The sequence below is a fragment of the Rhizobium sp. WW_1 genome, assembly GCF_003610155.1.
Taxonomy (GTDB): Bacteria; Pseudomonadota; Alphaproteobacteria; order Rhizobiales; family Rhizobiaceae; genus Rhizobium; species Rhizobium tropici_A.
The window spans coordinates 71,492-95,990 of sequence record NZ_RAIN01000013.1; the positions used below are offsets into that span (position 1 = coordinate 71,492).

Annotated in this window: 21 protein-coding genes and 1 riboswitch; of the genes, 10 read left to right on the forward strand and 11 right to left on the reverse strand. The window is 61.3% G+C overall.

From position 1 onward, the window contains the following. Window positions 1–22: 22 nt before the first annotated feature. The 4 genes from BJ928_RS28645 to BJ928_RS28660 all read left to right on the forward strand — a co-directional run bounded on the left by BJ928_RS28645 (window position 23) and on the right by BJ928_RS28660 (window position 7,172). Complete coding sequence (locus tag BJ928_RS28645) at window positions 23–676, forward strand: thiamine diphosphokinase (protein WP_047634369.1); 654 nt, start codon at window positions 23–25, stop codon at window positions 674–676. Window positions 677–678: 2 nt separating this feature from the next. Continuing rightward, window positions 679–2,502 (forward strand): ABC-F family ATP-binding cassette domain-containing protein, encoded by a 1,824-nt coding sequence (locus tag BJ928_RS28650; protein WP_047634368.1) that lies wholly within the window; start codon window positions 679–681, stop codon window positions 2,500–2,502. Window positions 2,503–2,820: 318 nt separating this feature from the next. Next, window positions 2,821–3,996: an efflux RND transporter periplasmic adaptor subunit gene (locus BJ928_RS28655; RefSeq protein WP_183079470.1), complete on the forward strand. Its 1,176-nt coding sequence runs from the start codon at window positions 2,821–2,823 to the stop codon at window positions 3,994–3,996. Next, the gene (locus BJ928_RS28660) at window positions 3,993–7,172 is read left to right on the forward strand and encodes a multidrug efflux RND transporter permease subunit (RefSeq protein WP_047634367.1); all 3,180 of its coding nucleotides are present in this window, start codon (window positions 3,993–3,995) and stop codon (window positions 7,170–7,172) included. Before BJ928_RS28655 ends, BJ928_RS28660 begins: the two co-directional genes overlap by 4 nt. A gap of 109 nt (window positions 7,173–7,281) precedes the next feature. Here the strand turns inward: BJ928_RS28660 and BJ928_RS28665 are convergent, their stop codons facing one another. The 10 genes from BJ928_RS28665 to BJ928_RS28715 all read right to left on the reverse strand — a co-directional run bounded on the left by BJ928_RS28665 (window position 7,282) and on the right by BJ928_RS28715 (window position 16,814). Continuing rightward, the gene (locus BJ928_RS28665; protein WP_047634366.1) at window positions 7,282–8,010 is read right to left on the reverse strand and encodes an SIS domain-containing protein; all 729 of its coding nucleotides are present in this window, start codon (window positions 8,008–8,010) and stop codon (window positions 7,282–7,284) included. 288 nt (window positions 8,011–8,298) lie between these two features. Continuing rightward, entirely contained in the window at window positions 8,299–9,456 is a 1,158-nt protein-coding gene (gene nagA, locus BJ928_RS28675) for an N-acetylglucosamine-6-phosphate deacetylase (protein WP_047634364.1), read from the reverse strand. Continuing rightward, window positions 9,456–10,487, reverse strand: a complete 1,032-nt coding sequence (locus BJ928_RS28680) for an SIS domain-containing protein (RefSeq protein ID WP_047634363.1) — start codon at window positions 10,485–10,487, stop codon at window positions 9,456–9,458. Before BJ928_RS28680 ends, nagA begins: the two co-directional genes overlap by 1 nt. Next, complete coding sequence (locus tag BJ928_RS28685; protein WP_047634362.1) at window positions 10,484–11,257, reverse strand: GntR family transcriptional regulator; 774 nt, start codon at window positions 11,255–11,257, stop codon at window positions 10,484–10,486. The genes BJ928_RS28680 and BJ928_RS28685 overlap by 4 nt, the downstream gene beginning before the upstream one ends. Window positions 11,258–11,379: 122 nt before the next feature. Then, entirely contained in the window at window positions 11,380–12,405 is a 1,026-nt protein-coding gene (locus BJ928_RS28690) for an aldose epimerase family protein (protein ID WP_047634361.1), read from the reverse strand. Window positions 12,406–12,673: 268 nt separating this feature from the next. Next, entirely contained in the window at window positions 12,674–13,096 is a 423-nt protein-coding gene (locus BJ928_RS28695; protein WP_147413956.1) for a hypothetical protein, read from the reverse strand. A gap of 130 nt (window positions 13,097–13,226) precedes the next feature. Continuing rightward, a complete protein-coding gene (locus BJ928_RS28700) occupies window positions 13,227–14,420 on the reverse strand; it encodes a VWA domain-containing protein (RefSeq protein WP_047634358.1) in 1,194 nt (397 codons plus the stop codon). A 3-nt stretch (window positions 14,421–14,423) separates the two neighbouring features. After that, entirely contained in the window at window positions 14,424–15,350 is a 927-nt protein-coding gene (gene metA / locus BJ928_RS28705; RefSeq protein WP_047634357.1) for a homoserine O-succinyltransferase, read from the reverse strand. A gap of 45 nt (window positions 15,351–15,395) precedes the next feature. Beyond that, a riboswitch (SAM riboswitch) is annotated at window positions 15,396–15,473 on the reverse strand. Window positions 15,474–15,549: 76 nt separating this feature from the next. Next, window positions 15,550–15,972, reverse strand: coding sequence for an NUDIX domain-containing protein (locus BJ928_RS28710; RefSeq protein ID WP_047634356.1), 423 nt, complete (start codon window positions 15,970–15,972; stop codon window positions 15,550–15,552). After that, window positions 15,972–16,814 carry a MoxR family ATPase gene (locus BJ928_RS28715; protein WP_047634355.1) on the reverse strand — a complete coding sequence of 281 codons (843 nt, stop codon included), beginning with the start codon at window positions 16,812–16,814 and terminating at the stop codon, window positions 15,972–15,974. Before BJ928_RS28715 ends, BJ928_RS28710 begins: the two co-directional genes overlap by 1 nt. A gap of 163 nt (window positions 16,815–16,977) precedes the next feature. On the opposite strand from BJ928_RS28715, the gene BJ928_RS28720 reads away from it, so the two are divergent. Beyond that, complete coding sequence (locus tag BJ928_RS28720; RefSeq protein WP_047634354.1) at window positions 16,978–18,828, forward strand: ABC transporter ATP-binding protein/permease; 1,851 nt, start codon at window positions 16,978–16,980, stop codon at window positions 18,826–18,828. A gap of 117 nt (window positions 18,829–18,945) precedes the next feature. Here BJ928_RS28720 and efp read toward each other — a convergent pair whose 3' ends face one another. After that, on the reverse strand, window positions 18,946–19,515 hold the full coding sequence (gene efp, locus BJ928_RS28725; protein WP_047634353.1) for an elongation factor P: 570 nt from the start codon (window positions 19,513–19,515) through the stop codon (window positions 18,946–18,948). 152 nt (window positions 19,516–19,667) lie between these two features. On the opposite strand from efp, the gene epmA reads away from it, so the two are divergent. From epmA to BJ928_RS28750, 5 genes are all read left to right on the forward strand, one after another. Continuing rightward, the gene (gene epmA / locus BJ928_RS28730) at window positions 19,668–20,732 is read left to right on the forward strand and encodes an EF-P lysine aminoacylase EpmA (protein ID WP_047634352.1); all 1,065 of its coding nucleotides are present in this window, start codon (window positions 19,668–19,670) and stop codon (window positions 20,730–20,732) included. Then, window positions 20,729–21,781: a lysine-2,3-aminomutase-like protein gene (locus tag BJ928_RS28735; RefSeq protein WP_047634351.1), complete on the forward strand. Its 1,053-nt coding sequence runs from the start codon at window positions 20,729–20,731 to the stop codon at window positions 21,779–21,781. The genes epmA and BJ928_RS28735 overlap by 4 nt, the downstream gene beginning before the upstream one ends. 358 nt (window positions 21,782–22,139) lie before the next feature. Beyond that, window positions 22,140–22,391, forward strand: coding sequence for an acyl carrier protein (locus tag BJ928_RS28740; RefSeq protein WP_047634350.1), 252 nt, complete (start codon window positions 22,140–22,142; stop codon window positions 22,389–22,391). Then, on the forward strand, window positions 22,391–23,584 hold the full coding sequence (locus BJ928_RS28745) for an acyl-CoA dehydrogenase family protein (RefSeq protein WP_047634349.1): 1,194 nt from the start codon (window positions 22,391–22,393) through the stop codon (window positions 23,582–23,584). The genes BJ928_RS28740 and BJ928_RS28745 overlap by 1 nt, the downstream gene beginning before the upstream one ends. 5 nt (window positions 23,585–23,589) lie before the next feature. Then, entirely contained in the window at window positions 23,590–24,498 is a 909-nt protein-coding gene (locus tag BJ928_RS28750) for an amino acid--[acyl-carrier-protein] ligase (RefSeq protein WP_047634347.1), read from the forward strand. The last annotated feature ends 1 nt before the right edge of the window (window position 24,499 follow it).

Here is a 24,499-nt window from a genome sequence, read left to right on the forward strand (position 1 = left end):
CTTTGCGCTATGGGCTTGCCTCATGAGCCAGTCCACCACGTTCACCATCCTGCTCGGCGGCGAGCTTCGCCTGACGAAGCGGTTGCGCACCGCCATTTCCGGCAGCCGCTTCATCGCGGCCGATGGCGGCATGCGCCATGCGGTCGCGCTCGGGGTGGAGCCTGAGCTTTGGGTCGGCGATTTCGATTCCACGCCAGCCGATTTGCAGGCTGCGTTTCCCGATGTGCCCAAGCAGCCCTATCCGGCTGCGAAGGCTGCCACCGACGGCGAGATTGCCGTTTCGGAAGCGATCGATCGCGGCGCGGTCAGGTTGATACTCGCCGGCGCCATGGGCGGCGAGCGGTCCGATCATGCAATCCAGCATCTGCTCTACGGCGTGCATTTGGCCGAAAGGGGCCTCGATGTGCTGCTGACTTCAGGCGACGAGGAAGCGGTGCCGCTTCTACCCGGCGATGTCACGCTGGCGCTGCCGGCGGGCTCACTGTTCTCCGTCCTCGGGTTCAGCGATCTGACGGGCCTGTTCATTGAGAATGCTCGTTATCCCTTGCGCGATTTCCATTTGCCCTTCGGCGCATCGCGCACCATTTCCAACGTAGCGGAAGGCGACGTGCGCTTTTCGCTCGGCAGCGGCAGGGCGATCGTTCTTGCCCGCCCTTATGACCTTTCCGGAGTCTGATCTTGGCCCCTCGCATTCTGAAACTTGACGACATCTTCCTGAGCTTTGGCGGCGCGCCATTGCTCGCCGGTGCCGGCCTGCAGGTGGAGCCGGGCGACAAGATCTGCCTTGTCGGCCGCAATGGTTCCGGCAAGTCGACGCTCCTGAAGATCGCCGCCGGTCTTGTCGAGGCGCAGTCGGGCGAGGTATTCCGCCATCCGTCATCGACCGTGCGCTATCTCGAGCAGGCGCCGGATTTCGCCGATTACAAGACGGTGGCAGCTTATGCTGAATCCGGCCTCGGACCCGGTGACGATCCCTATCGCGTCACCTATCTCCTGTCTCATCTCGGCCTGACCGGGGAGGAAGACCCAAAAAACCTCTCCGGCGGTGAGGCACGCCGCGCCGCTCTGGCGCGCGTCATGGCGCCTGAGCCGGATATCCTGCTGCTCGACGAGCCGACGAACCATCTCGACCTACCGACTATCGAATGGCTGGAAGGCGAGCTGCAGAAGAGCCGCAGCGCGCTCGTGCTGATTTCGCACGACCGGCGTTTCCTGGAGAAGGTTTCGACCGCCACCGTCTGGCTCGATCGCGGCACCTCGCGCCGGCTGGACAGGGGATTTGCCCATTTCGAAGCCTGGCGTGACCAGGTGCTGGAGGCCGAGGAGCTGGAGCAGCACAAGCTCGGCAAGCAGATCGAACGCGAAGAGCATTGGCTGCGCTACGGCGTGACGGCGCGGCGCAAGCGCAACATGCGCCGCCTCGGGGAGCTGCAGGACATGCGTTCGCGTTACCGTGGCCACAAGGGTGCTTTGGGCACTGTGCAAGCGGCTGCCTCCGATGCGCAGGAAAGCGGCAAGCTGGTGATCGAGGCCGACAAGATCACCAAGACCTACAATGACCGCACCATCGTTGCGCCGTTTTCTATGCGGGTGCATCGCGGCGATTGCATCGGCCTCGTCGGCCCGAACGGTGCCGGCAAGACGACGCTTCTGAAGATGCTGACCGGCCAGCTCGAGCCAGACAGCGGCACGGTAAAGCTCGGCACCAATCTGGAAATCGCCACCCTCGACCAGAAACGCGAGGAGCTCAATCCGGAAGATACGCTCGCCAACTATCTGACCGACGGCCGCGGCGAAAACCTGCTCGTCAATGGCGAACAGCGGCATGTGACCGGCTACATGAAGGAGTTCCTGTTCCAGCCTGAGCAGGCGCGCACGCCGATCAAGAACCTTTCCGGCGGCGAGCGCGCGCGGCTGATGCTGGCACGTATCCTGTCGCGGCCGACCAATCTTCTGATCCTCGACGAGCCGACGAACGATCTCGACATCGAGACGCTCGACCTGCTGCAGGAAATCGTTTCCGGCTTCTCCGGCACGGTCATCCTGGTCAGCCACGACCGCGATTTTCTCGATCGCACCGTGACCTCGACGATCGCTCCCGCCAATCCGGAAGATCCGGATGGTCGCTGGATCGAATATGCCGGCGGCTATTCTGACATGCTTGCCCAGCGCAAGGGCGCGATGGAAGAGCGCAAGCGGGCAGAAAAGGCGGCTGAAAAGCCCAGGGCAGCAGAAGCACTGGCGTCCGATGCTTCGAAGAGCAAGGGCAAGCTTTCCTACAAGCAGAAATTCGCGCTCGAAAACCTGCCGAAGGAAATGGCAAAGGCTGAGGCCGAAATCGCTACCCGCGAGCAGAAGATGGCCGATCCGAACCTCTTTTCCAAGGATGCCGCAACCTTCAACCGCCTTGCGGCGGAGACGGAAAAGCTACGGGAGAGCCTGATGCGCATGGAAGAGGAATGGCTCGAGCTCGAAATGCTGCGCGAAGAGCTGGGGGGCTGAGGCCCTCGGCCCACTCATCCTATGGGCGTCTTTCTCTGCAATGAAAACAAGTGGTTGCGTTCCCGCTGCCGCTTCATTCCCTGTTGTCGAATTCGATAAACCGTTTATACATTAGCGCGTGGTGCCAGCCCGTAGGCTGGATGATACCCGGGTCGATGAGGCCCGTGGCGCATGTTGGGGAAGTCCGAAGCAACCTGATTTGATTACGCCTGATGGCGACAGGTTCTTCGTGGAAAGTTGCAGGCAAATTTCGTGAGCGCTTACCGTGATGACGGCGCGTGATGCCGCATGCGGTTTTTCGAGGGGGGCTTCATGCCTATGCTGCCGCGTGCCATTTTTTTCAGCTGTGTTCTTACCGTTTTCATGGGTGCCGAAGCCCTGGCACAGGGGGCGCCGTCTGCGCCGCCGGTGACCGTTGCCAAGCCCGTCGTTCGCGATGTCATCGACAGCGATGAGTTCATCGGGCGTTTCCAGGCGGTCGATGAGGTTTCCGTGCGTTCGCGCGTCGGCGGCTATCTGCAGGAGGTGCATTTCAAGGATGGCACCATGGTCAAGCAGGGAGACCTGCTTTTCGTCATCGACCAGCGGCCTTTCATAACGACGCTGAACGAGTCGACTGCCTCGCTGGAGGTGGCGAAATCATCGCTCACGCTTGCCGATGCACAGTACAAGCGGGCGGAATCCCTCTCGACCACAGGCAGCCAGTCGGCTTCGACACTGGATGATCGCCGTCGCGACCTTCTCTCCGCGCAGGCGAATGTGCGCGGCGCGCAGGCGACGGTCGACCGCGCCAATCTCGATATGGATTTCACCCGGATCACCGCGCCGCTCAGCGGTCGCATCGACCGGCGGTTGATCTCGGTCGGCAATCTCGTGCAGGCGGACCAGACGGTGCTGACGACCATCGTGTCGCTCGATCCCATCGATTTCTATTTCGATGTCGACGAGCGCCGGCTGCTCTCCTATGCCGACGAGGCCCGCAAGAACGGCAGCGCGCTGCAGCAAGGCGGCGGCGGGCTTGATGTGACCGTGACGATCGCGGATCAACGCCAGAAGCCGTTCAAGGGCAAGCTGGATTTCGCCGAGAACCGCGTCGACAACCAAACGGGCACGATCCGGGTCCGCGCCAGGTTCCCGAACCCCGATCTTGTCCTCCAGCCCGGTCTCTTCGGGCGCATCCAGGTGCAGGGTTCCAACAGCTACAAGGCGATCCTCGTTCCGGACGAAGCCATCGGTTCGGACCAGAACCAGCGTGTCGTCTACACCGTCGATACCGCCGGTAATATTACGCCGAAGTCCGTCCGTCTCGGACCGAAGCTCTATGGCTATCGCGTCATTCGCGACGGCATGACCGGTGACGAGACCATCATCGTCAACGGCCTGATGCGCGTGCGGCCTGGCGTCAAGGTTTCGCCGCAGCTGATCGAACTGCCGCAGCAGGCGACCAACGACGAGCCGCCTGCTCAGGCGGATGCACAGGGGACGGATCAATGAGATTCTCCCATTTTTTCGTCGATCGGCCGATTTTCGCGTCGGTTCTCTCCATCGTGCTGCTGATCGTCGGCGGCATCGCCTATTTCCAGCTTCCGGTTGCGCAATATCCCGAGGTGGCGCCGCCGACAATCGTGGTGCGCACCTCCTATCCGGGCGCGGATTCGCAGACCATCGCCGATACGGTGGCGACGCCGATCGAGCAGGAAGTCAACGGCGTCGAGGACATGCTCTATATGTCTTCCTACTCCAGCGCCGATGGCTCGATGTCGCTGACGATCACATTCAAGCTCGGCACCGATCTCGACAAGGCGCAGGTGCTGGTGCAGAACCGCGTCGCCATCGCCGAGCCGCGCCTGCCTGACGATGTCCGCCGCATCGGCATCACCACGGTCAAAAGCTCGCCCGACCTGATGATGGTCGTGCATCTCCTATCGCCGAACAATCGCTACGACCAGCTCTATATCTCCAACTATGCCCGCACGCGTATCCGCGACCTGCTCGTCCGTCTCGACGGCGTCGGCGATGTGCAGCTCTTCGGTGAGCGGCAATATTCGCTGCGTATCTGGCTCGATCCGGAAAAGCTCGCCGCCTATGGCATGACCGCTGGCGACATCGTCCAGGCGTTGCGGGATCAGAACGTGCAGGTTTCGGGCGGTTCGATCGGCGGACCGCCGGTTTCGGGCACCAACGCCTTTCAGTATACGGTGACGACGCAAGGGCGCTTTTCCGATGCGCGGCAATTCCGTTATGTCATCGTCAAGGCGACGGATAGCGGCCGGCTCGTGCAGCTGCAGGACGTCGCCCGCATCGAACTCGGCGCGCAGGATTATGTCACCAACAGCTACTTGAACGGCAATCCGGCCGTCGCACTCGGCATCTTCGCTCGCCCCGGCACCAATGCGCTCGATGCCGCCGCCGATATTCAGAAGACCATGCAGAACCTGTCGCAGGATTTCCCGCAGGGGCTCGAATATCGCATCATCTATAACCCGACGGACTTTATCGCCGAATCGATCCACGAGGTCTACAAGACGATCTTCGAGGCGGCCGTTCTCGTTGCCATCGTCGTGCTCGTTTTCCTGCAATCGTGGCGGACGGCGATCATCCCGATCATTGCCATCCCCGTTTCGCTGATCGGCACCTTCGCCTTCCTGCTCGCCTTCGGCTTTTCGTTGAACATGCTGACGCTGTTCGGCCTGGTGCTGGCGATCGGCATCGTCGTCGACGACGCGATCGTGGTGGTGGAGAATGTCGAGCGAAACCTCGCGCTCGGCATGACGCCCAAGGAGGCGTCGCACGTGACGATGAACGAGGTCGGCACAGCCGTTCTGGCGATTTCGCTGGTGCTGATCGCGGTCTTCCTCCCGACGGCTTTCATCCCGGGCATTACCGGGCAGTTCTATCGACAGTTCGCCGTGACGATTTCGGTCGCGACGGCGATCTCCTGTCTGAATTCGCTGACGTTGTCGCCGGCGATCGCCGCGATCGTCCTGCGTCCTCACGATCACAAGAAATCGAACAACATCTTCTCGCGCTTCGGCAGGGCGCTGGGAGATGGGTTCAATCGCGGCTTCGAGAAGATGAGTGAGGGCTACTCATGGATCGTGCGCCACCTCGTCACGACCTGGGCAGCCTTGGCCTGCGCGCTGCTCGTCTTTGTCGGGCTTCTGGCCGCTACCCTGTATATGGGCAGGATCGTGCCGCAAGGCTTCGTTCCGACAATGGACCAGGGCTACGCCATCGTCGTCGTGCAACTGCCGGACGGCGCTTCGCTCGCCCGCACCAATGCCGTCATCCAGAAGGCGACAGCCATCATCAACAAGACGCCGGGCATCGAGAATGCCGTCGCCTTCGCCGGCTTCAATGGCGCGACCTTCACCAACGCCTCGAATTCCGGCGTCATCTTCACGCCGTTCAAGCCTTTCGAGGAGCGGTTGAAGACCGGAGATTCGGCGACCAAGATCATCGGTGCGCTCTATGGCGGCCTCCAGGGCATTCAGGAAGCCTTCATCATCGCCATCCCGCCGCCCTCGATCCGCGGCGTCGGCAATTCGGGCGGCTTCAAGATGCAGATCATGGACCGGGAAAATCCGGACATGCGCCGCATCCTGCCGCTCGCCTATCAGATGATGGGTGTCGCCGCGCAAAATAAGGGCGTCAGCGGCGTCTTCACCACCTTCTCCGCCAATAGCCCGCAATATTTCCTGGCGATCGACCGCGACAAGGCGCGGGCGCTCAACGTGCCGATCCCGAATATCTTCGAAACCCTCTCGATCAATTTGGGCACGTCCTACGTCAACGACTTCAACGCGTTCGGCCGGGTCTATCAGGTACGGGCACAGGCCGATCAGCAATATCGCATGGAGCGGGAGGATATTCTGGCGCTGAAGGTGCGTTCAGCGACTGGGGCGCTGGTGCCGCTCGGCACGCTGGTCGATATCAGGGATACGACCGGGCCGGCGCTGGTGCAGCGCTACAACATGTATGTTTCGGTTCCCGTGCAGGGCAATCCGGGACCGGGCGTCTCCACGGGTTCGGCTCTCGACACCATGGAAGGCATAGCGAAGAACCTGCTGCCGTCGGGTACGACCTTCGAATGGACGGAGCTTGCCTATCAGGAGAAGCATACCGGCAATACGGCGATCTATATTTTCGCCCTGTCGGTCATCTTCGTCTTCCTGGCGCTTGCGGCCCAATATGAAAGCTGGGTCCTGCCGCTCGCCATCATCCTCATCGTGCCGCTCGCGGTTCTAGCGGCGCTGATCGGGGTGCATCTGAGAGGCATGGACAACAATATCCTCACGCAGATCGGGTTGATCGTGCTGATCGGCCTTGCGGCCAAGAACGCGATCCTGATCGTCGAGTTTGCGCGACAGGCGCAGGCTGAGGGGAAGAGCGCCGTCGAGGCGGCGATCGAGGCCAGCCACTTGCGCCTGCGCCCGATCCTGATGACGGCGTTTGCCTTCATCTTCGGTGTCGTGCCGCTGATGATCGCCACCGGCCCGGGCGCGGAAATGCGCCAGTCGCTCGGCACGGCCGTATTCTCAGGCATGCTCGGGGTGACGCTGTTCGGGCTGTTCCTGACGCCGGTGTTCTATGTCGTCCTGCGCCGGCGGCGCAAGCAGGAGGAGGCAGCCGCGGAGGAGCCATCGGCAACGGACGCCGCGGCGCAATGATATCCGACGGAGCGACCGAGCGTCTCACGGGAATCGTTCGGTCGCACTCTTCGCTTGCCGTTGCGCGGCTCCGAGCGAAAGGCTGCCGTGAGCTTACCCGACAATCGTTTCAGAGGTGCGGGTTGCGCGGCCGGTATTTTCTAACCAATTGCTGATTGATTTCCTTGGCGCCCGGCATATTGGCGCTGAGGTAGACGGGCGGATTGCCGTCCTTGCAGAGTTCGGCGGCGACATCGGCGAAGATGGCGTTCAGGACCGTCGTGCCGACGGCCGTCGAGGCCGGTCCGACCTTGAGCTCCGTACCCGGCAGGTCGATCATGGCGTCGCCCGGCGGCAGGCCGTTGTCCAGCACGATATCGGCGATATCGGCGAGCCGCCGCCTGCCGTTGGCAATGGCGGCGGAATAGGCGAGCGACGTGATGGCGATGACGGTCGCGCCGATTTCGCGGCCGTAGTCGGCAGCCTCGATCGGCGCGGCATTGACTCCGGAATTGGAGGCGATGATCAGCACATCGCCCGGCTGCATGCCGTAGCGTTCGAACACGGGGCGGATGAGGCCTTCGGTGCGCTCGTAGACCGAACTGATGACGGCGCCTTCATGCAGCATGGCGGAACCCACCAGCACCGGAATGGTGAAGGCGAGGCCGCCGGCGCGATAATGCACCTCTTCGGCCAGCATATGCGAATGGCCGGTGCCGAAGACATAGACGCGGCGATCGGCGCGCGCGGCGGCACAGATGGCGGCCGACGCCTGGGACATGGGCTCGGCCAGCGCCTCGCGCAGGGTTTCCAGCCGGCCGATGAGCGCGGTGAAATAGCTGTCCGTGACTGCGGTCATGCCGCGCTTCCTCTTCGAATGTATCGGAGCATTTCGCTTTTCCTCGCGGCGCGAAATCGCTCCAGAGCCTTTCCGCTTTCCTTCGAATCGCGAAAAGGCTCTGTCTGTTTGCTTCTACGCAATTCCGGGCGGAAAGCCGCTATGCGGCTTTCCTGGAATTGCTCGATTGTCTTGCCCTTACGCATTTCGAACGGAAGACCGCCGAGCGCTTTTCGGCATCATGCTCTACTTCTCTGATTCTAGAGCGGATTCAGATTTTAGGTCGAACAGACCTAAAATGATCCGGCTCTAGGCCGATGGCTGGCCGGAGATCCATGTTTCGGTGACTTCGATGCCGTCGTTGATGTGAACGAGATCGGCGCGCATTCCCGGCGTCAGATGGCCGCGATCGGTCAGCCGCAGGAAACGGGCAGGATAGGAGGTCGCCATGCGCAGAGCTTCGGCAAGCGGTAGCTCGAGGATGTTGACGCCATAGCGGATGGTGGAGGCCATATCGACATCGGAGCCCGCCAGCGTGCCGTCATCCAGCGTCAGCTTGGAGCAGTAGCCGCCCTTGGTGCGATAGACCGTGCGGCCGTTCAGCGTGAAGCTCGGAAGGTCGGTGCCGACGAGCGACATGGCGTCCGTCACGAAGAACAGGCGACCTTCACCGCGCTTGGCGCGCAGCGCGACCCTGAGCGCCGCCGGCTCGACGTGGTGCCCATCGGCGATGATACCGCACCAAGGAGCAGGGTGATCAATCGCAGCACCGACGAGGCCGGGTGCGCGATGGCCCATCTGGCTCATGGCGTTGAACAGGTGGGTGACGCCACGCGCGCCGGCGTCGAAACGGGCATCGGCGGCTTCCGCGGTACAATCGCTGTGACCGATGCTGACGATGACGCCGCCTTCGGCCAGCGCCTGCACCTGTCGCTCGGTGACCTGTTCGGCCGCGATCGTCACCAGCAGCGTGCCGATCGCCTCGCGGGCGCGGATGAAGGTTCTGACATCGCTGTCTTCGACCGGACGCATCAGCTCGGCAAGATGGGCGCCCTTGCGGGCGGGAGCCAGATGCGGGCCTTCCAGATGCAGGCCGGCGACGCCGCGATTGGCCTTCACGGCCTCGATGGCACCCTCGATCGCCGCAGTGGTCGCGGCCGCGACATCGGTAATCAGCGTCGGCAGCAGCGATGTCGTGCCGTAGGGGCGATGCCCCTCGGCGATCATGTACATGGATTCTGCCGAAGGCTCGTCATTCAGCATGCGGCCGCCGCCGCCGTTGACTTGCGCATCGATGAAGCCGGGGGCGAGGACGCCACCCTTCAACTCGATCGTTTCGGCATTGTCGGGCACATCGTTGATGTCGGTGATCGCGTGGATGCGGCCGTTGCCGATGACCAGCGCGCTGTCCTCGTGAAAGCGGTCGCCATCGAAGATGCGCGCGCCTTTAAAGACCTTGTAGTCCATCACATGGTCTCCGTTACCTTGAGAAGATTAGCCGGCTTGTCCGGGTCGAAGCCCTTGCGGCGCGTTACTGCCTCGATGAGGCGATAGTAGCACAGCAGCGACACCAGCGGATCGAGCAGGCCGTTACCCGTCGTCGGCATGCGCAGGTTGATGCCGGCGAGCGGCGCGGTCGAGAAGGAGACGGCGGTCGCCCCGAGCTTCTGCAAGCGTTCAAGCGCCTGCGCATTGTTGGCGAAGGCGGCGTCGTCGGGCGAGAAGGCGACGATCGGGAAGCCGGGCTGCACAAGGCGCATCGGGCCGTGCATGAGTTCGGCCAGCGAGAAGGCTTCGGCGTGCAGGCCGGCTGTTTCCTTGGCCTTCAGCGCTGCTTCCAGCGCAATGGCGAAAGCGGGGCCGCGGCCGCTGGTATAGAGCGACGAGGCCTCGAAGAGCACATCTTCAGCGGCCTTGCCATCGATGCCCGAGGTTGCGGCCAGCGCTTCCGGAAGCTTGGCAAGGCCGTCGATCAGGGCCTTGTCCTGCGAGACCGCTGCGGTGACGCCGGCAAGAGCGGCAACGGAAGCAATGAAGGATTTGGTGGCGGCGACGCTCTGCTCCTTGCCGGCATTGAGGCCGAGCACGATGTCGGCCTCCTTGGCGAGCGGGCTGTCGGTGACGTTGACGACGGCGATCGTGGTGGCGCCGCCCTTCTTGGCGGCTGCCTGCATGGCGATGATATCAGGGCTGCCGCCGGACTGGGAGACGGTGAAGTGGATGCCGCCCTTCAGGTGAAGCGGCGCGCCGTAGACCGAGGCGATCGACGGGCCGACGGAGGCGACCGGGATGCCACAGGAGATTTCCAGCAGATATTTGAAGAAGGTGGCGGCATGGTCGGACGAGCCGCGCGCCGCCGTCGTGATCAGCGACGGACGACCGGTCGAGAAGAGCTTCGCGATCTCGGCGAAGGCGGGCTTTTCCTTTTCAAGCAGGGTTGCAACCACTTCAGGCGATTGGCCTGCTTCCGTCAGCATCAGGGACTGGGTCTCGCTCATAGGTCATCTCCAATTCTCAATTCGGCAACAAAATCATAGGCATCGCCGCGATAATGCGAGCGGGTATATTCAACCACGCGCTGGTCGGCCAGGCGGGAAACGCGCTCGATCAGAAGCGCCGGCGCTCCGGCCTTGACGGTCAGGATCGATGCGGAGGTGGGGTCGAGCGTCACGGCGGTCAGCCGCTGCTGTGCGCGCACGGGCTTAAAGCCGTTGGTGGCCAGTGCATCGTAGAGCGATCCTTCGGATACGGCGCCTTCGCCGAGAAACTTGATGGGAACGACGGCGCGCTCGATGGCAAGCGGCTGGCCGTCGGCGAGGCGCAATCGGTCGAGCCGCAGCACAGGTTCATCGAGGCCGAGGCCGAGAAGGAAGGATTCTTCCGGCGCCGGTGCGCTGATGGTGCGTTGGAGGATGCGGGCCGCCGGCTCGCGGCCACGCGAGCGCATGTCGGCGGAGAAGGAGGAAAGACGCCAGAGCGGCTGTTCGATGCGCTCGACATGCTGCGAAACGAAGGTGCCGCTGCCGTGACGGGATTCGATGACGCCGGATGCCAGCAGGTCACGATAGGCGGTCCTGACGGTAACGCGGCCGATTTCCAATGCACCAGCGAGATCGCGCTCGCCTGGCAATGCCGTGCCCGGTTTTAGCAGGCCTTCCTGGACAAGACCGGTCAGCGCCTGCGCAAGGCGCTTGTACAGCGGCCCGCTTCCGGTCCCGTCGCTGAGACCGCGATTGTTCAATTCGGCGATCAAACTGGTTCTATCCATGACTTCTATATAGAACCTATTTAGAACCAATTCACAAGATGAATCTGGCCGTGGCGCAAAAAAGAATCGGCCGGGCGCTTTGGACGCCCGGCCGAAATTCACGAGAGCGGCACATGGCCCGCTCAGTTCTTGGTGAAGATGTAATCCGTTTCCTGCCGCAATACCTCGCCCGGGCGGAGCACGGCATTGGGGAAGCCTTCATGGTTGATGGCATCGGGCCAGACCTGCGTCTCCAGGCAGAAGCCGGCAAACGGGCCGATCTTGCGGCCGTCGTGGCCGGGAACGGGAACGTTGAGCTTGAAGCCGGTATAGAACTGCACGCCGGGCTCGGTGGTGCGGACCTCAAGCGATACGCCGGAATTGACGCTGCGGGCGAGCACGACGGAGCGCTTGGCTGTGCGCTCGGTCGACAGGCAGAAATTATAGTCGTAGAGCGCCTGCTCGGCCCCGTCGAAGCGCTTCATCGGCGACATCTCGCGGAAATCGAAAACTGTGCCCTCGACGGCGCGGACCTCGCCGGTCGGCACCTGCTTGTCGTCGGTCGGCGTATAGTGGTCGGCGGCGATCATGATGTCGTGGCCCAGCGCATCGTCGCGGCCGTCGAGGTTGAAATAGGCGTGCTGGCAGACATTGGCGAGAGTCGGCTGGTCGGTGGTCGATTCGTAGGTGATCGAGAACTCGCCGTTGCCATGCACCCAATAGGTCGCCTGGATCGTGCAATTGCCGGGATAGCCGGCCCGGCCATCGGGATCGACGATCTTCAGGACGACACGGTCGGTAGCGTGCTCGACGATCGTCCAGTTGCGCTTGGCGATATTGTCCTTGCCGCCGTGCAGATGGGTGACGCCCTTCTCGTTGAGTTCGAGCTGGTATTGCTTGCCGTCGAGCGTGAAGTGGCCGGCGCCGATGCGGTTGGCGCAGCGGCCGGGCGTGGCGCCGAAATAGGAGGAGTGGGCGGGATAGTCGGGGAAATTGTCGAAGCCGACGAGCAGAGCGGGCTCATGGCCATCAAGCCGGAGATCCTGGATGACTGCGCCCCAGGACATGATATGGGCCGTCAGGCCGCCGCCCACGATCTTGACCCGATAGACGGTTTCTCCATCGGCCGTCGTCCCAAAAACTTCCCGCTGCAAAGTGCTTTCCGTCATATCAGCTCATCCATTGATATCGATCATGCAAGGCTCAGACCCTGCCCCCATTCGCCGCGTTCCGCAACCGATTCCCTGGCGAAATTTAGGGGCGGGCGAAGGGGGATCAAGGTTCAACTGAGCTTTCCCCAATAGCTTCGGACCGGCAGGCTACGCCATGAATGTACGACGCGTAAGACAAGCGGACGGTTTGCCTTGGTTTGGGGGCGCGCTTGATTGTTGGCGTGGCGTTCCTTCTGCCGCATTCATGGAAAAATGCATCCGCCTGCTAGGTCTTGTCGTTGAGAAATTTAATCGGTTTCCTGCTGAAAAGCGCTTTGATCGGTTGCTTTGATCCATCCGCTTTTCCGATAGCCATGATTATCATCAGCCTATTGCCATCAACGGCAAGAAAGATATCGAACGGCTTTGAGACGTACACGCCGGTTTGAGCGCTCCATCGCCCTGCGCCTACCGCGTAGTTCACATTTCCATTTCGACTGGTCTCCGCCGTTGCGCTCCAGCCGTTGTTCGCGCTGATCGTCATAAATCTGCCATGCCTTACTATTCCCACGCGGCATTTTCCGCATGGGCCGATGTCGGAATGGGTCTGGTCCCACTGGCCGGAAAAATCTCCTTCCTCTGATCTCGCCGGCTGCGAGACCAACAACATGGTTGAGATGAAGAAAAGCAATCGAACAACATAGCGCACGCACATCTCCACCAGTTTCCCCAGCGATCGGAGCCAGTTTTCCTGCGTCTATTTTTCTACAAACGGTTGTGGTGATTTGGTGGCGTTTCGGTTCGCAAATATGGCCGCGGCCGCTCCAAAAGAACTGAATTCAGCGCGACAATTCTCTTGTCGCCTTTTCCAGCCCGCCGAGGGTCAGCGGATACATGCGGTCGGTCATCAGCCGGCGGATGATGGAGATCGAGGTCGTATAGCCCCAGTAGTTTTCCGGCACGGGATTGATCCAGATGCATTTGCGGAAATGGCCGGTCATGCGGCCGAGCCAGGTCTCGCCGGCTTCCTTGTTCCAATGCTCCACCGAACCGCCGGCCTGGGTGATCTCGTAGGGGCTCATGGAGGCGTCGCCGACGAAGACGACGCGGTAGTCGGGGCCGAAGGTGCGGATGAGATCCGTCGTGGCGGTGATGTCGACGCGCCGGCGGCGATTGTCCTTCCACACGCCTTCGTAGAGGCAGTTGTGGAAGTAGAAATATTCCATGTGCCGAAATTCTGACCGGGCGGCGGAGAAGAGTTCCTCCACGACACGGATGTGATCGTCCATCGAGCCGCCGACGTCGAAGAACATCAGGAGCTTGACGGCGTTGCGGCGCTCCGGCCGCGTCTGGACGTCGAGATAGCCATGCTCGGCGGTGGAGCGGATGGTGCCGGAGAGATCCAGCTCCTCGGCCGCGCCTTCGCGCACCCAGCGGCGCAGGCGTTTCAGCGCCACCTTGATATTGCGGGTGCCAAGCTCGACGCCGTCGTCGAGATTCTGGAAGTCGCGGCGATCCCAGACCTTGACCGCACGGCGGTGGCGCGAGGTTTCCTGGCCGATGCGCACGCCTTCCGGATTGTAGCCATAGGCGCCGAAGGGCGAGGTTCCGGCGGTGCCGATCCATTTCGAGCCGCCCTGATGCCGGCCCTTCTGCTCGGCCAGCCGCTCGCGCAGCGTTTCCATGAGCTTGTCGAAGCCGCCGAGCGCCTCGATCTCCCGTCTTTCCTCTTCGGTGAGATGCCGCTCGGCGAGCTTGCGCAGCCATTCTTCCGGGATGGCGGTCGCTTCGACCGCTTCCCCTTCGGCGCCTCCGCCGATCGCTTCGACGCCGCGGAAATAATCCGCAAAAATCTGATCGAAGCGGTCGATGAAGCGCTCGTCCTTGATGAGCGTCGTGCGCGCCAGATAATAGAAGGCCTCGACGTCATAGTCGGCAATCCCCTCTTCCATTCCCTCAAGCAGCGACAGGAATTCCCGGAGCGTTACCGGAACTTTCGCTTCCTTCAGTTTGAGGAAGAAGGGAATGAACAAGCCTCAGGTCCTTTCCTGGCCGATCTCCTCCAGATCATACGGCGTGGTCTGGTAGATCTCGTTGATCCAGTTGCCGAAGAACAGATGCGCGTGACTGCGCCACCGGTTCTGCGGGGCGATTTCCGGGTCGTTATGCGGGAAGTAGTTGTGCGGCATCTTGATCGGCACGCCCGCATTCACATCCCGGAAATATTCGTCCGCCAGCGAGGTGGAATCATACTCCACGTGATTGAACATGTAGAGCCGGTTGCAGGCCCGTTCGTGCACGAGGCAGACGCCCATCTCGCTCGAATCCATCAGGATCTGCAGGCCGGGCACCTTTTCGATGTCGGCGCGCCTCACTTCCGTCCAGCGCGAGACCGGAATGGCGAAATCGTCGGAGAAGCCGTTGAGATAGACCGAGGAGGGCTTCAGGTTCTGGTGGCGGTAGACGCCGAAGGCCTTTTCCGTCAGCGTATATTTCGGCACGTTGTGGAAATGGTAGATTGCCGCCATCGCGCCCCAGCAGACGTTCAGCGTCGAATGGACGTTGGTGGCCGTCCATTCGAAGATCTCCTGCATTTCCTTCCAGTAGGTGACGTCCTCGTATTCCAGCAGCTCGATCGGCGCGCCCGTGATGATGAAGCCGTCGAATTTGCGGTGCTTCACCTCTTCCCAGGTCTCGTAGAAGGAAAGGAGATGTTCTTCCGAGGTGTTCTTGGCCTTGTGGGCGCCGATGCGCACCAGCGAAAACTCCACCTGCAGCGGCGATGCGCCGACCAGGCGCGCCATCTGGACCTCGGTCTTGATCTTGTTCGGCATGAGGTTGAGAAGCCCGATCTGAAGGGGGCGGATATCCTGACGGAACGCCACCGTTTCGGTCATCACCCGCACACCCTCGCTCTGGAGGGTTTCAAACGCGGGGAGCGTATCGGGAATCTTGATGGGCATTGCTTCACTCGCCAAATACAAAAAAACCGGCCGCGATGAATCGCTACCGGTCCGCACGCGGCCCTTTAGCGACTTATTTAACGTGGCTGCAAGCCGGCCGGCCAAATCACCACGAGGGAAATTTCATAAACCTGTCATTCCGGCGGGTCAATGGGCTAATGTTCAGCTGTTGCGGCCGCGTTCCGAGGTCGGCCGCAGCTTACAGACGGTCGAGTAGGGCTTCCATGTCGTAGCCCAGATGTTTCCGTGCCTCGGCAATCGGTATCCAGGAAAAATGGAAGCAGATGGGCTCGCCGCCGCCAAAAGGCGTTGTCTCGACATGATGCCATTCGGCCGGCGCGGCTTCAGGCACTTCGCAGCGAAAATAGTGCCGTCTGTGATGATGGCAGCGCCCGTTCTTTTCAAACCGGTAGTCACTGACGCCCAGCGGCCGCAGCGCTGTTGCGATCAGTCCCGTTTCCTCCTCGAATTCGCGCGCTGCTGCCAGAGCCAGATCTTCGCCGACCTCGACCGTGCCGCCCGGAACCTGCAGCTCGATGGCCGGAAAATCCGGCTCGTCGAAGACGAGCAGATGCCCGTCGCGAACGGCATAGATCAGGACCTTGACCGCATCCGGCTGCATTACTTCCCCTGCCCGCGCGCCATGAAGGCCAGGCGTTCGAAGAGATGGACGTCCTGCTCGTTCTTCAGCAGCGCGCCATGCAGCTTCGGCAGCGCGTTCTTCGCATCGGCGCGCAGCGTTTCGGGATCGACGTCGTCGGCGACCAGCAGGCGAATCCAGTCGAGGGCTTCGGAGGTCGAGGGTTTCTTCTTGAGGCCGGGCACCTCGCGGATCTCGAAGAATTGCGTCAGCGCCGCGCGGACGAGCGCCTGCTTGATGCCGGGATAATGCACCTCGACGATGCGTGTCAGCGTCTCCATGTCGGGAAAGCGGATATAGTGGAAGAAGCAGCGGCGCAGAAAGGCGTCCGGCAACTCCTTCTCGTTGTTGGACGTGATGATCACGATCGGGCGGATGGCCGCCTTGATGGTCTCTGCGGTTTCGTAGACATGGAATTCCATGCGATCGAGCTCCTGCAGGAGATCATTCGGGAATTCGATATCGGCCTTGTCGATCTCGTCGATCAGCAGCACGCATTTTTGCGGCGCGGTGAAGGCCTGCCAGAGTTTGCCCTGGCGGATATAGTTGCTGACGTCATGAACTCTAACGTCGCCGAGCTGGCTGTCGCGCAGCCGCGAGACGGCGTCGTATTCGTAGAGGCCCTGCTGGGCTTTCGTCGTCGATTTGACGTTCCATTCGATGAGGTCGAGTCCAAGGGCGGCTGCGACCTGGCGGGCCAATTCGGTCTTGCCGGTGCCGGGCTCGCCCTTTACAAGAAGCGGTCGCTCTAGCCGGATGGCGGCGTTGACGGCCACCATGAGATCCTTGTCGGCGATGTAGTCGGCAGTTCCTTGGAATTGCATCGGAAGGCTTTCTCAATCTTTCGGGTGCAAGCTATTCCCTCACCCAATTCGGTTCAAGGCGCGAAACGGTGTATATAGGAACGTGATCGCACCTATCTGCTGCAAGGATGGACATGAGGGCGGGTCATGATTAACTGACGGGACGCGTCGCAGGGAAGTGCTGATGGCAGTTGAAAAGCAAGCCAAGCCGAATATCCAGGGAAACGAGCAGGTCGGGTACGATTTGAGCCTTTTCTTTCGGCTGAGGATGATGTTCTCCGCCTTCTGGAATTCGCCGGTCCGCCTCAAGATCATTTCCCTGACAGTTGCGCTTTTCGTGATCATTCTGGGCACGGCCTACGTCCAGGTGTTGCTCAACAACTGGAATGCGCCCTTCTACGATTCCCTGGCGCGTCGCGATATCTCCGCCTTCTTCCATCAGCTCGGCGTCTTCGGCATCATCGCGGGATCGCTGCTCGTCCTCAATGTCATTCAAGCCTGGCTCAACCAGATGACGGCGCTCTACATGCGCGAGGGGTTGGCGCGGGATCTGGTCAATCAGTGGCTGCAGGCCAAGCGCGCGCTTCGTCTCGCCTCTTCCGGTTTGATCGGCGTCAATCCCGACCAGCGCCTGCATGAAGACGCCCGCAATCTCGCGGAAAGCACCACGGGACTTGCCATCGGTCTGGTTCAGGCGACGATCCTGCTTTTGAGTTTCATCGGCGTGCTCTGGGAACTTTCCAACGGCATGGTCTTTCACCTCAAGGGCATGAGCTTTTCCATTCCCGGCTATATGGTCTGGGCGGCGATCCTCTATGCCGGATCGGCATCGTTCCTCAGCCAGTTCGTCGGGCGCCGCCTGGTGCGGCTGAATGCGGATCGCTATTCGAAGGAAGCTGAACTGCGCTTCGCGCTCATGCATGCCAATGAGCACATGCCGGCGATCACGATCGCCGGCGGCGAGGAGAACGAGCGCAGGCGGATCAATATCGACATATCGGCCGTGCTTGCCGTCATCCGCCAGCTTGCCATCGCCAACACCAATCTCACCTGGGTTTCGGCCGGTTACGGCTGGCTGGTGCTGATCATCCCGATCCTCGTGGCGGCGCCAGCCTATTTCTCCGGCGGGTTGACCTTCGGTCAGCTGATGGTCGCTGTCGGCGCCTTCAATCAGGTCAATTCGGCGCTGCGCTGGTATGTCGCCAATTTCGGCCCGATCGCCGAATGGCGAGCGACGCTGATGCGCGTCACCGATTTCCGCAAGGCCCTGACGGAAATGGACGACAAGACGCCGATGCCGTACACCCTCGTCTTCGACAAGGCGGCTCCCGGCACGATGGTCTGGACCGATCTGGAGATCTCGACGAAGACCAACGACGAGGCGACGGAAAACGGTTTCAGGATCGCGGAAGGCACGGTCACGATCAATGCCGGCGAGCATGTCATGATCAATGGCGATCATGGCGTGAACCGCAGGCTGCTGTTCGAGGTGCTGGCGCATCAATGGTATAGCGGCTCCGGTACGGTCAGCCTGCCGCCGATGGAAGACATGATGTTCGTGCCGCACACGCCCTATGTGCCGACCGGCACGCTCCGGGAGGCGATCTGCTTTCCCGAGGACCGGGACGCCTACGACGATGCCGCCGTCGATGCCGTTATGGATAAGGTCGGGCTCGGCCGCCTGAAGAATCGCCTCGACACGCAGGCCCGTTGGGATCGCTTGCTCGATACCGAAGAGCAGAAGGCCGTCGGCTTTGCGCACCTGCTGCTGGCGAAGCCAAAGTGGGTCGTCTTCGACGATGCCCTCGAAGGGCTGGAGGCCGAAGTGCAGGCGAAAGCTTTTGCCCTATTGGCGGAACTTGACGATGCGACCCTGATCTATATCGGCCGCTCCGATGCTTTCATGCACGCCATGTCACCGCGCGTCCTGCATCTGCAGGCTTTGGCTCCGCATGAACACAGCACCGATATGCAAGCGCCTTCCGAAGCTGCCGCTGTGGCGGAGACGGACGAGAAAAAGGCCAGCGCGCCGTAACGCGGCGGCGCAGTATCGCAAAGCGTCCCGGATGGTGCTCGGCTATCAGCTGGCCCAAAATGCAAAACGCCCCGTCACGAGGACGAGGCGTTTCTTATGCAAGCAGGAGGCCGAGGCTCAGTCCTTGGCGCGCTCAACGTAGGAATTGTCTTCCGTTGCGATGACGACGCGGGTGCCGGCTGTGATGTGCGGCGGCACCAGGGTGCGGATGCCGTTCGACAGTATGGCGGGCTTGTAGGACGAAGATGCCGTCTGACCCTTGACGACCGGTTCGGTCTCGGTGATTTCGAGCGTCACGTGGCGCGGCAGCTCGAGCGCCAGTGGGATGCCTTCGTGGATCGACAGGATGCAGGTCATGCCTTCCTGGAGGTAGGCCTTCTGGTCGCCCATGGTTTCGACGTCGACGACAACCTGGTCGTAGGTGGCCGGGTTCATGAAGTGGAAGCCTTCGCCGTCTTCATAGAGGTACTGGAAGTTCACGTCTTCAACGAAGGCGCGCTCGACCTGCTCGGTGGTGCGCCAACGCTCGGACACCTTCACGCCGTCGACGATGCGGCGCATGTCGACCTGGGTGACCGGGGTGCCCTTGCCCGGATGAAAGTTCTGTGCGGTGAGAACGACATAGAGCTTGCCGTCGACGTCGAGAACGTTGCCCTTGCGGACGGAAGAGGCGATGACCTTGACCATAAGACTTCCTTGTAACGCTGCGTTTTGCGTCGTAGAGGGACTGTCAGAATGCTCTCCGAGACGCAGCTTTTGTTTGCTTGGGGGCGCAACTACCCTAAATCAACGGAAATTGCCACCCCCCAACGCAGCCGGTGCGCGGAAGAAAGCCAGGAATGAAGCCAAAGACGAGCAAAGCGTCCCCCTGGTGGTCCCGCAATGTCCATGCGGACCGGCGGCCATTCCTCATCGGCCGCAATGCCATCCAGGCGGCACTGCGGATTTTCTTCGCGCGCAACGACTTCATCGAGGTCGATACCGCAACGCTGCAGGTGTCGCCAGGTAATGAGGCGCATCTGCATGCCTTCGAGACCGAAGCGCTGACCATCGATGGCAAGGCATCGCCTCTCTATTTGCATACGTCGCCGGAATTTGCCTGCAAGAAACTGCTTTCGGCCGGCGAGGAGCGCATCGCCTGCTTCGCCCATGTCTATCGCAACCGCGAGCGCGGCCCGCTGCACCATCCGGAATTCACCATGCTGGAGTGGTATCGGGCCGGCGAGAGCTATGAGGCCCTGATGGCCGATTGCTCCGCGCTTCTGGCGCTGGCGGCCGAGACTGTTGGCGCGAAGAAGCTCACCTATCGTGGCGCCGAGACCGATCCGTTCCTGCAGCCCGAACGCATCAGTGTGGCCGCCGCCTTCGAGCGCTATGCCGGCATCGACCTCTTTGCCTCCATCGGCTTGGACGGTTCGACGGATCGTGAGCGTCTGGCGGCGGATATGCGCAAGGCGGGCATCCGCGTTGCCGATGACGATCTCTGGCAGGATCTCTTCAGCCGGGTGCTGGTCGAGAAGATCGAACCCAATCTCGGTTTCGGCCGCGCCACGATCCTTGACGAATATCCCGTTTCCGAGGCCGCACTTGCCCGGCCATCCGCCACCGATCATCGCGTCGCCGAACGTTTCGAGCTTTATGCCTGCGGCGTCGAGCTTGCCAATGCCTTCGGCGAGCTCACCAATGCCGGAGAACAGCGCCGCCGTTTCGAGATCGAGATGGCCGAAAAGCAGCGCGTCTACGGCGAGACCTATCCGCTGGACGAGGAGTTTCTGGAAGCGCTTGCCGTCATGCCCGAGGCGAGCGGCATCGCACTCGGCTTTGACCGGCTCGTGATGCTGGCAACCGGTGCTTCGCGGATCGAGCAGGTGCTATGGGCCCCCGTTGCGGAGTACGGCATATGAACGTGATGCGCCCCATCCGGACGGTCGGCGAGCTTGAGCGTGCCGGACTGATCGATGCCGATCAGGCAGTTGCGCTCGAAGCGGTGGCGGAGCGCTATGCCGTTGCCCTGACGCCGACCGTGACGCGCCTGATCGATCCGACCGACCCGGCCGATCCTATTGCCCGGCAGTTCGTGCCCGATGCGGCTGAACTTATCGTCACGCCCGATGAGCGTGCCGATCCGATCGGAGATCATGCGCATAGCCCCGTCGAAGGCATCGTGCATCGTTATCCGGATCGCGTGCTCTTGAAGGCCGTGCATGTCTGCCCGGTCTATTGCCGTTTCTGCTTCCGCCGCGAGATGGTCGGGCCGCAGGGGCTGGGCACGCTGGACGGCGATGCGCTCGACGGCGCCTTTGCCTATATCCGCGAGCGCAAGGAGATCTGGGAGGTCATCCTCACCGGCGGCGATCCGCTCGTGCTTTCTCCGCGGCGGCTGGAAGAGATCTTGAGGCAACTTGCCGATATCGACCATGTGAAGATCGTTCGTTTCCACACGCGCATCCCGGTCGTCGATCCCTTGCGGGTGGATGCCGCGTTGATCGCGGCGCTGAAGGCGAGCGGCAAGACCGTTTATGTGGCGCTGCATGCCAACCATCCGCGTGAACTGACGGAGGAGGCACGCGCCGCCTGCGCAAGACTGGTGGATGCGGGGATCGTGCTTGTCAGCCAGTCGGTTTTGCTGAAGGGCGTCAATGACGATCCGGACGTGCTGGCGGCGCTGATGAAGGCTTTCGTCGAAACGCGGGTGAAGCCTTATTATCTGCATCATCCCGATCTTGCGCCCGGCACCAGCCATTTCCGCCTGACGATCGCCGAGGGACAGGCGATTGTCGCCGCTCTGCGCGGGCGTATTTCCGGCCTCTGCCAGCCGACTTATATCCTCGATATCCCCGGCGGCTATGGCAAGGCCGATATCGGTCAGAGTTCGGTTCGCGAGTTGGGCGAAGGCTGCTATTCGATTTCAGACTATCGTGGTGGCGCGCATGTCTATCCGCCCGAAGGCTAGAGCGTGGCATCGCAAGTCTATACTTCGACTGACGCTCTGATTGTGATGATATTTTTCAAATAAAACGTTGTGGCGAATTCGGGTGCGTTAACCTTCTCTGGTATCGGTCCTTTTCAAAAGTCATCACATCTTAATATTAGACTTATTTAATATTTATGCGTGAGCCGCGATTTAGATGGCTTACGTTTGGTAAATTTCAATCGTAAAAGTCTCGAATATAGCAATTTCCTACAAACTATAAGTTGTTTGTATTTACCACGTCGCTTAGTGGAATGTTCTATTTTGCCTGTTACTTCTTGGCGAAAGATAAGACTGTGTAACTGCGGTTATGCTTGTCATTGCCAGAAGGGACTAGACTATGAACAAGACGATTCGCGATTTGCTGGCCAAGTTCGGCGCTCTTCCCGTTGCTACCGATCAGATCGAAGACGATGCTGATCTCTACGCAACCGGACTGTCTTCTTTCGCTTCCGTACAGTTGATGCTTGGCATCGAGGAAGCCTTCGACATCGAATTCCCGGACAATCTTCTGAACCGCAAGTCCTTCGCCAGCATCGCTGCGATTGAAAGAACTGTCGGCATGATCCTCGACAGCAGAAAGGTCGCATAATGACTGCGGCGGTCGCTTTACTCGAGGTTGGGACGGGCGAGGGAGCGGCGGTACGCGCCGCCCGTGTCGCAGCGATCGCCAGCCAGCACGCCGACGCCGTCGATGCCGACGGCCGGTTCCCACGTGAAGCCGTCGACGCCATGCGCGCCGAAAAGCTTCTCTCCATCCAGATTCCCGCCGATCTCGGCGGCGAAGGCGCGTCGATGACCGAAATCGCCGAGCTTTGCTCGATCCTCGGTCAGGCTTGCGCTGCCAGCGCCATGGTCTTCGCCATGCATCAGATCAAGCTTTCGAGCCTGGTCGAGCACGGCGCCGAAAGCGACTGGCACCGCGACTTCATGCGCCGTATCGCGCGGGAACAGCTGCTGCTCGCTTCGGCGACGACCGAGGGCGGGATCGGCGGCAACCTGCGCAACAGCATCTGCGCGATCAAGGTCGAGGGCGACACCTGCTACCTCGAAAAGGATGCGACCGTCATCTCCTACGGCGCCCATGCCGACGCCATCCTGATCACCTCGCGCAGCCATGCCGAGGCTGCCTCCTCCGATCAGGTGCTGACCTGCTTCCTGAAAGACCAGTACGAGATCAAGCGCACGGTCGAGTGGAACACGCTCGGCATGCGCGGCACCTGCTCCGACGGCTTCCTGTTCAAGGGCGAAGCTCCGGCCAAGCAAATCCTGCCGAAGCCGTTTGCCGAGATCGCCGCGCAATCGATGCTGGCAAGCTCGCATCTTCTCTGGAGCGGCGTGTGGTACGGCATTGCTGCCGACGCGGTTTCTCGCGCCCAGGCCTTCGTGCGTGCCGCTGCCCGCAAGTCTCCCGGTGCGCCGCCGCCCGGCGCGCTGCGTCTCGCCGAAGCCTCCAGCATGCTGCAGATGGTGAAATCCAATGTGGTTGCCGGGCTGAAGGCCTATGAAGAGGCGAAGCTCGACGCTGACCGTCTGTCGTCGATGGCCTTTGCCGTGGCGATGAACAACGTCAAGATCGCCTCGTCTGAGATGATCCTGCCGATCATCAACCACGCCATGCTGATCTGCGGCATCATGGGCTACAAGAACGGTACGCCCCACAGCCTCGGCCGCCACCTGCGCGACGCGCATTCGGCGCAATTGATGATCTCGAATGACCGCATTCTCGGCAACACGTCGACCATGCTGCTCGTCCACAAACAAGATACCAGCCTGTTGGGGTAATCGTCATGGATATGCAAACATCGTTTCTCGACCGTCTTTTCGATTCCGGCCTTTTGATCGACACCGGCGTTGATGGCCTCTATGGCCGCAGCGGCCAGTTCGAAGACGTTATTGCCGCTTTCGAGCGGCTGATCGACACGTTCGGCGGTGCCGATGGCGCCGAAGCCATCCGCTTTCCGCCCGGCATGAACCGCGCCTTCTTCGAAACGAGCGGCTACATGAAGAGCTTCCCGCAGCTCGCCGGCACGGTGCACAGCTTCTGCGGCAATGAGCTCGACCATATGAGCCTGTTGAAGTGCATGGAAGTCGGCGACGACTGGACGAAGGATCAGCAGGCGACCGATATCGTGCTGACGCCGGCGGCCTGCTATCCGCTTTATCCGACGGTTGCCAAGCGCGGTGCCATTCCTGAAAACGGCGCGCTCTACGACCTGCAGTCTTATTGCTTCCGCCACGAGCCCTCCAAGGACCCGGCCCGTCAGCAGCTCTTCCGCATGCGCGAATATGTCTGCATGGGCAGCGAAAAGCATGTGACTGACTTCCGCCAGAGCTGGATGGATCGCGGTGTCGAGATGATGAAGGCCGTTGGCCTCGACGTGACCATCGACGTCGCCAACGACCCGTTCTTCGGCCGTGCCGGCAAAATGCTTGCCAACAACCAGCGCGATCAGAATCTGAAGTTCGAGCTGCTGATCCCGATCACCTCGACTGCCAAGCCGACCGCCTGCATGAGCTTCAACTACCACCAGGATGCCTTCGGCACGAAGTGGGGCCTGAACTTTGCCGACGGCAGCGTCGTGCATACGGCCTGCGTCGGCTTCGGCCTGGAGCGCATCGCGCTGGCGCTGTTCCACACCCATGGTCTCGACGTCAAGGAATGGCCCGAGAGTGTGCGCAAGGCATTGTGGGGCTGAT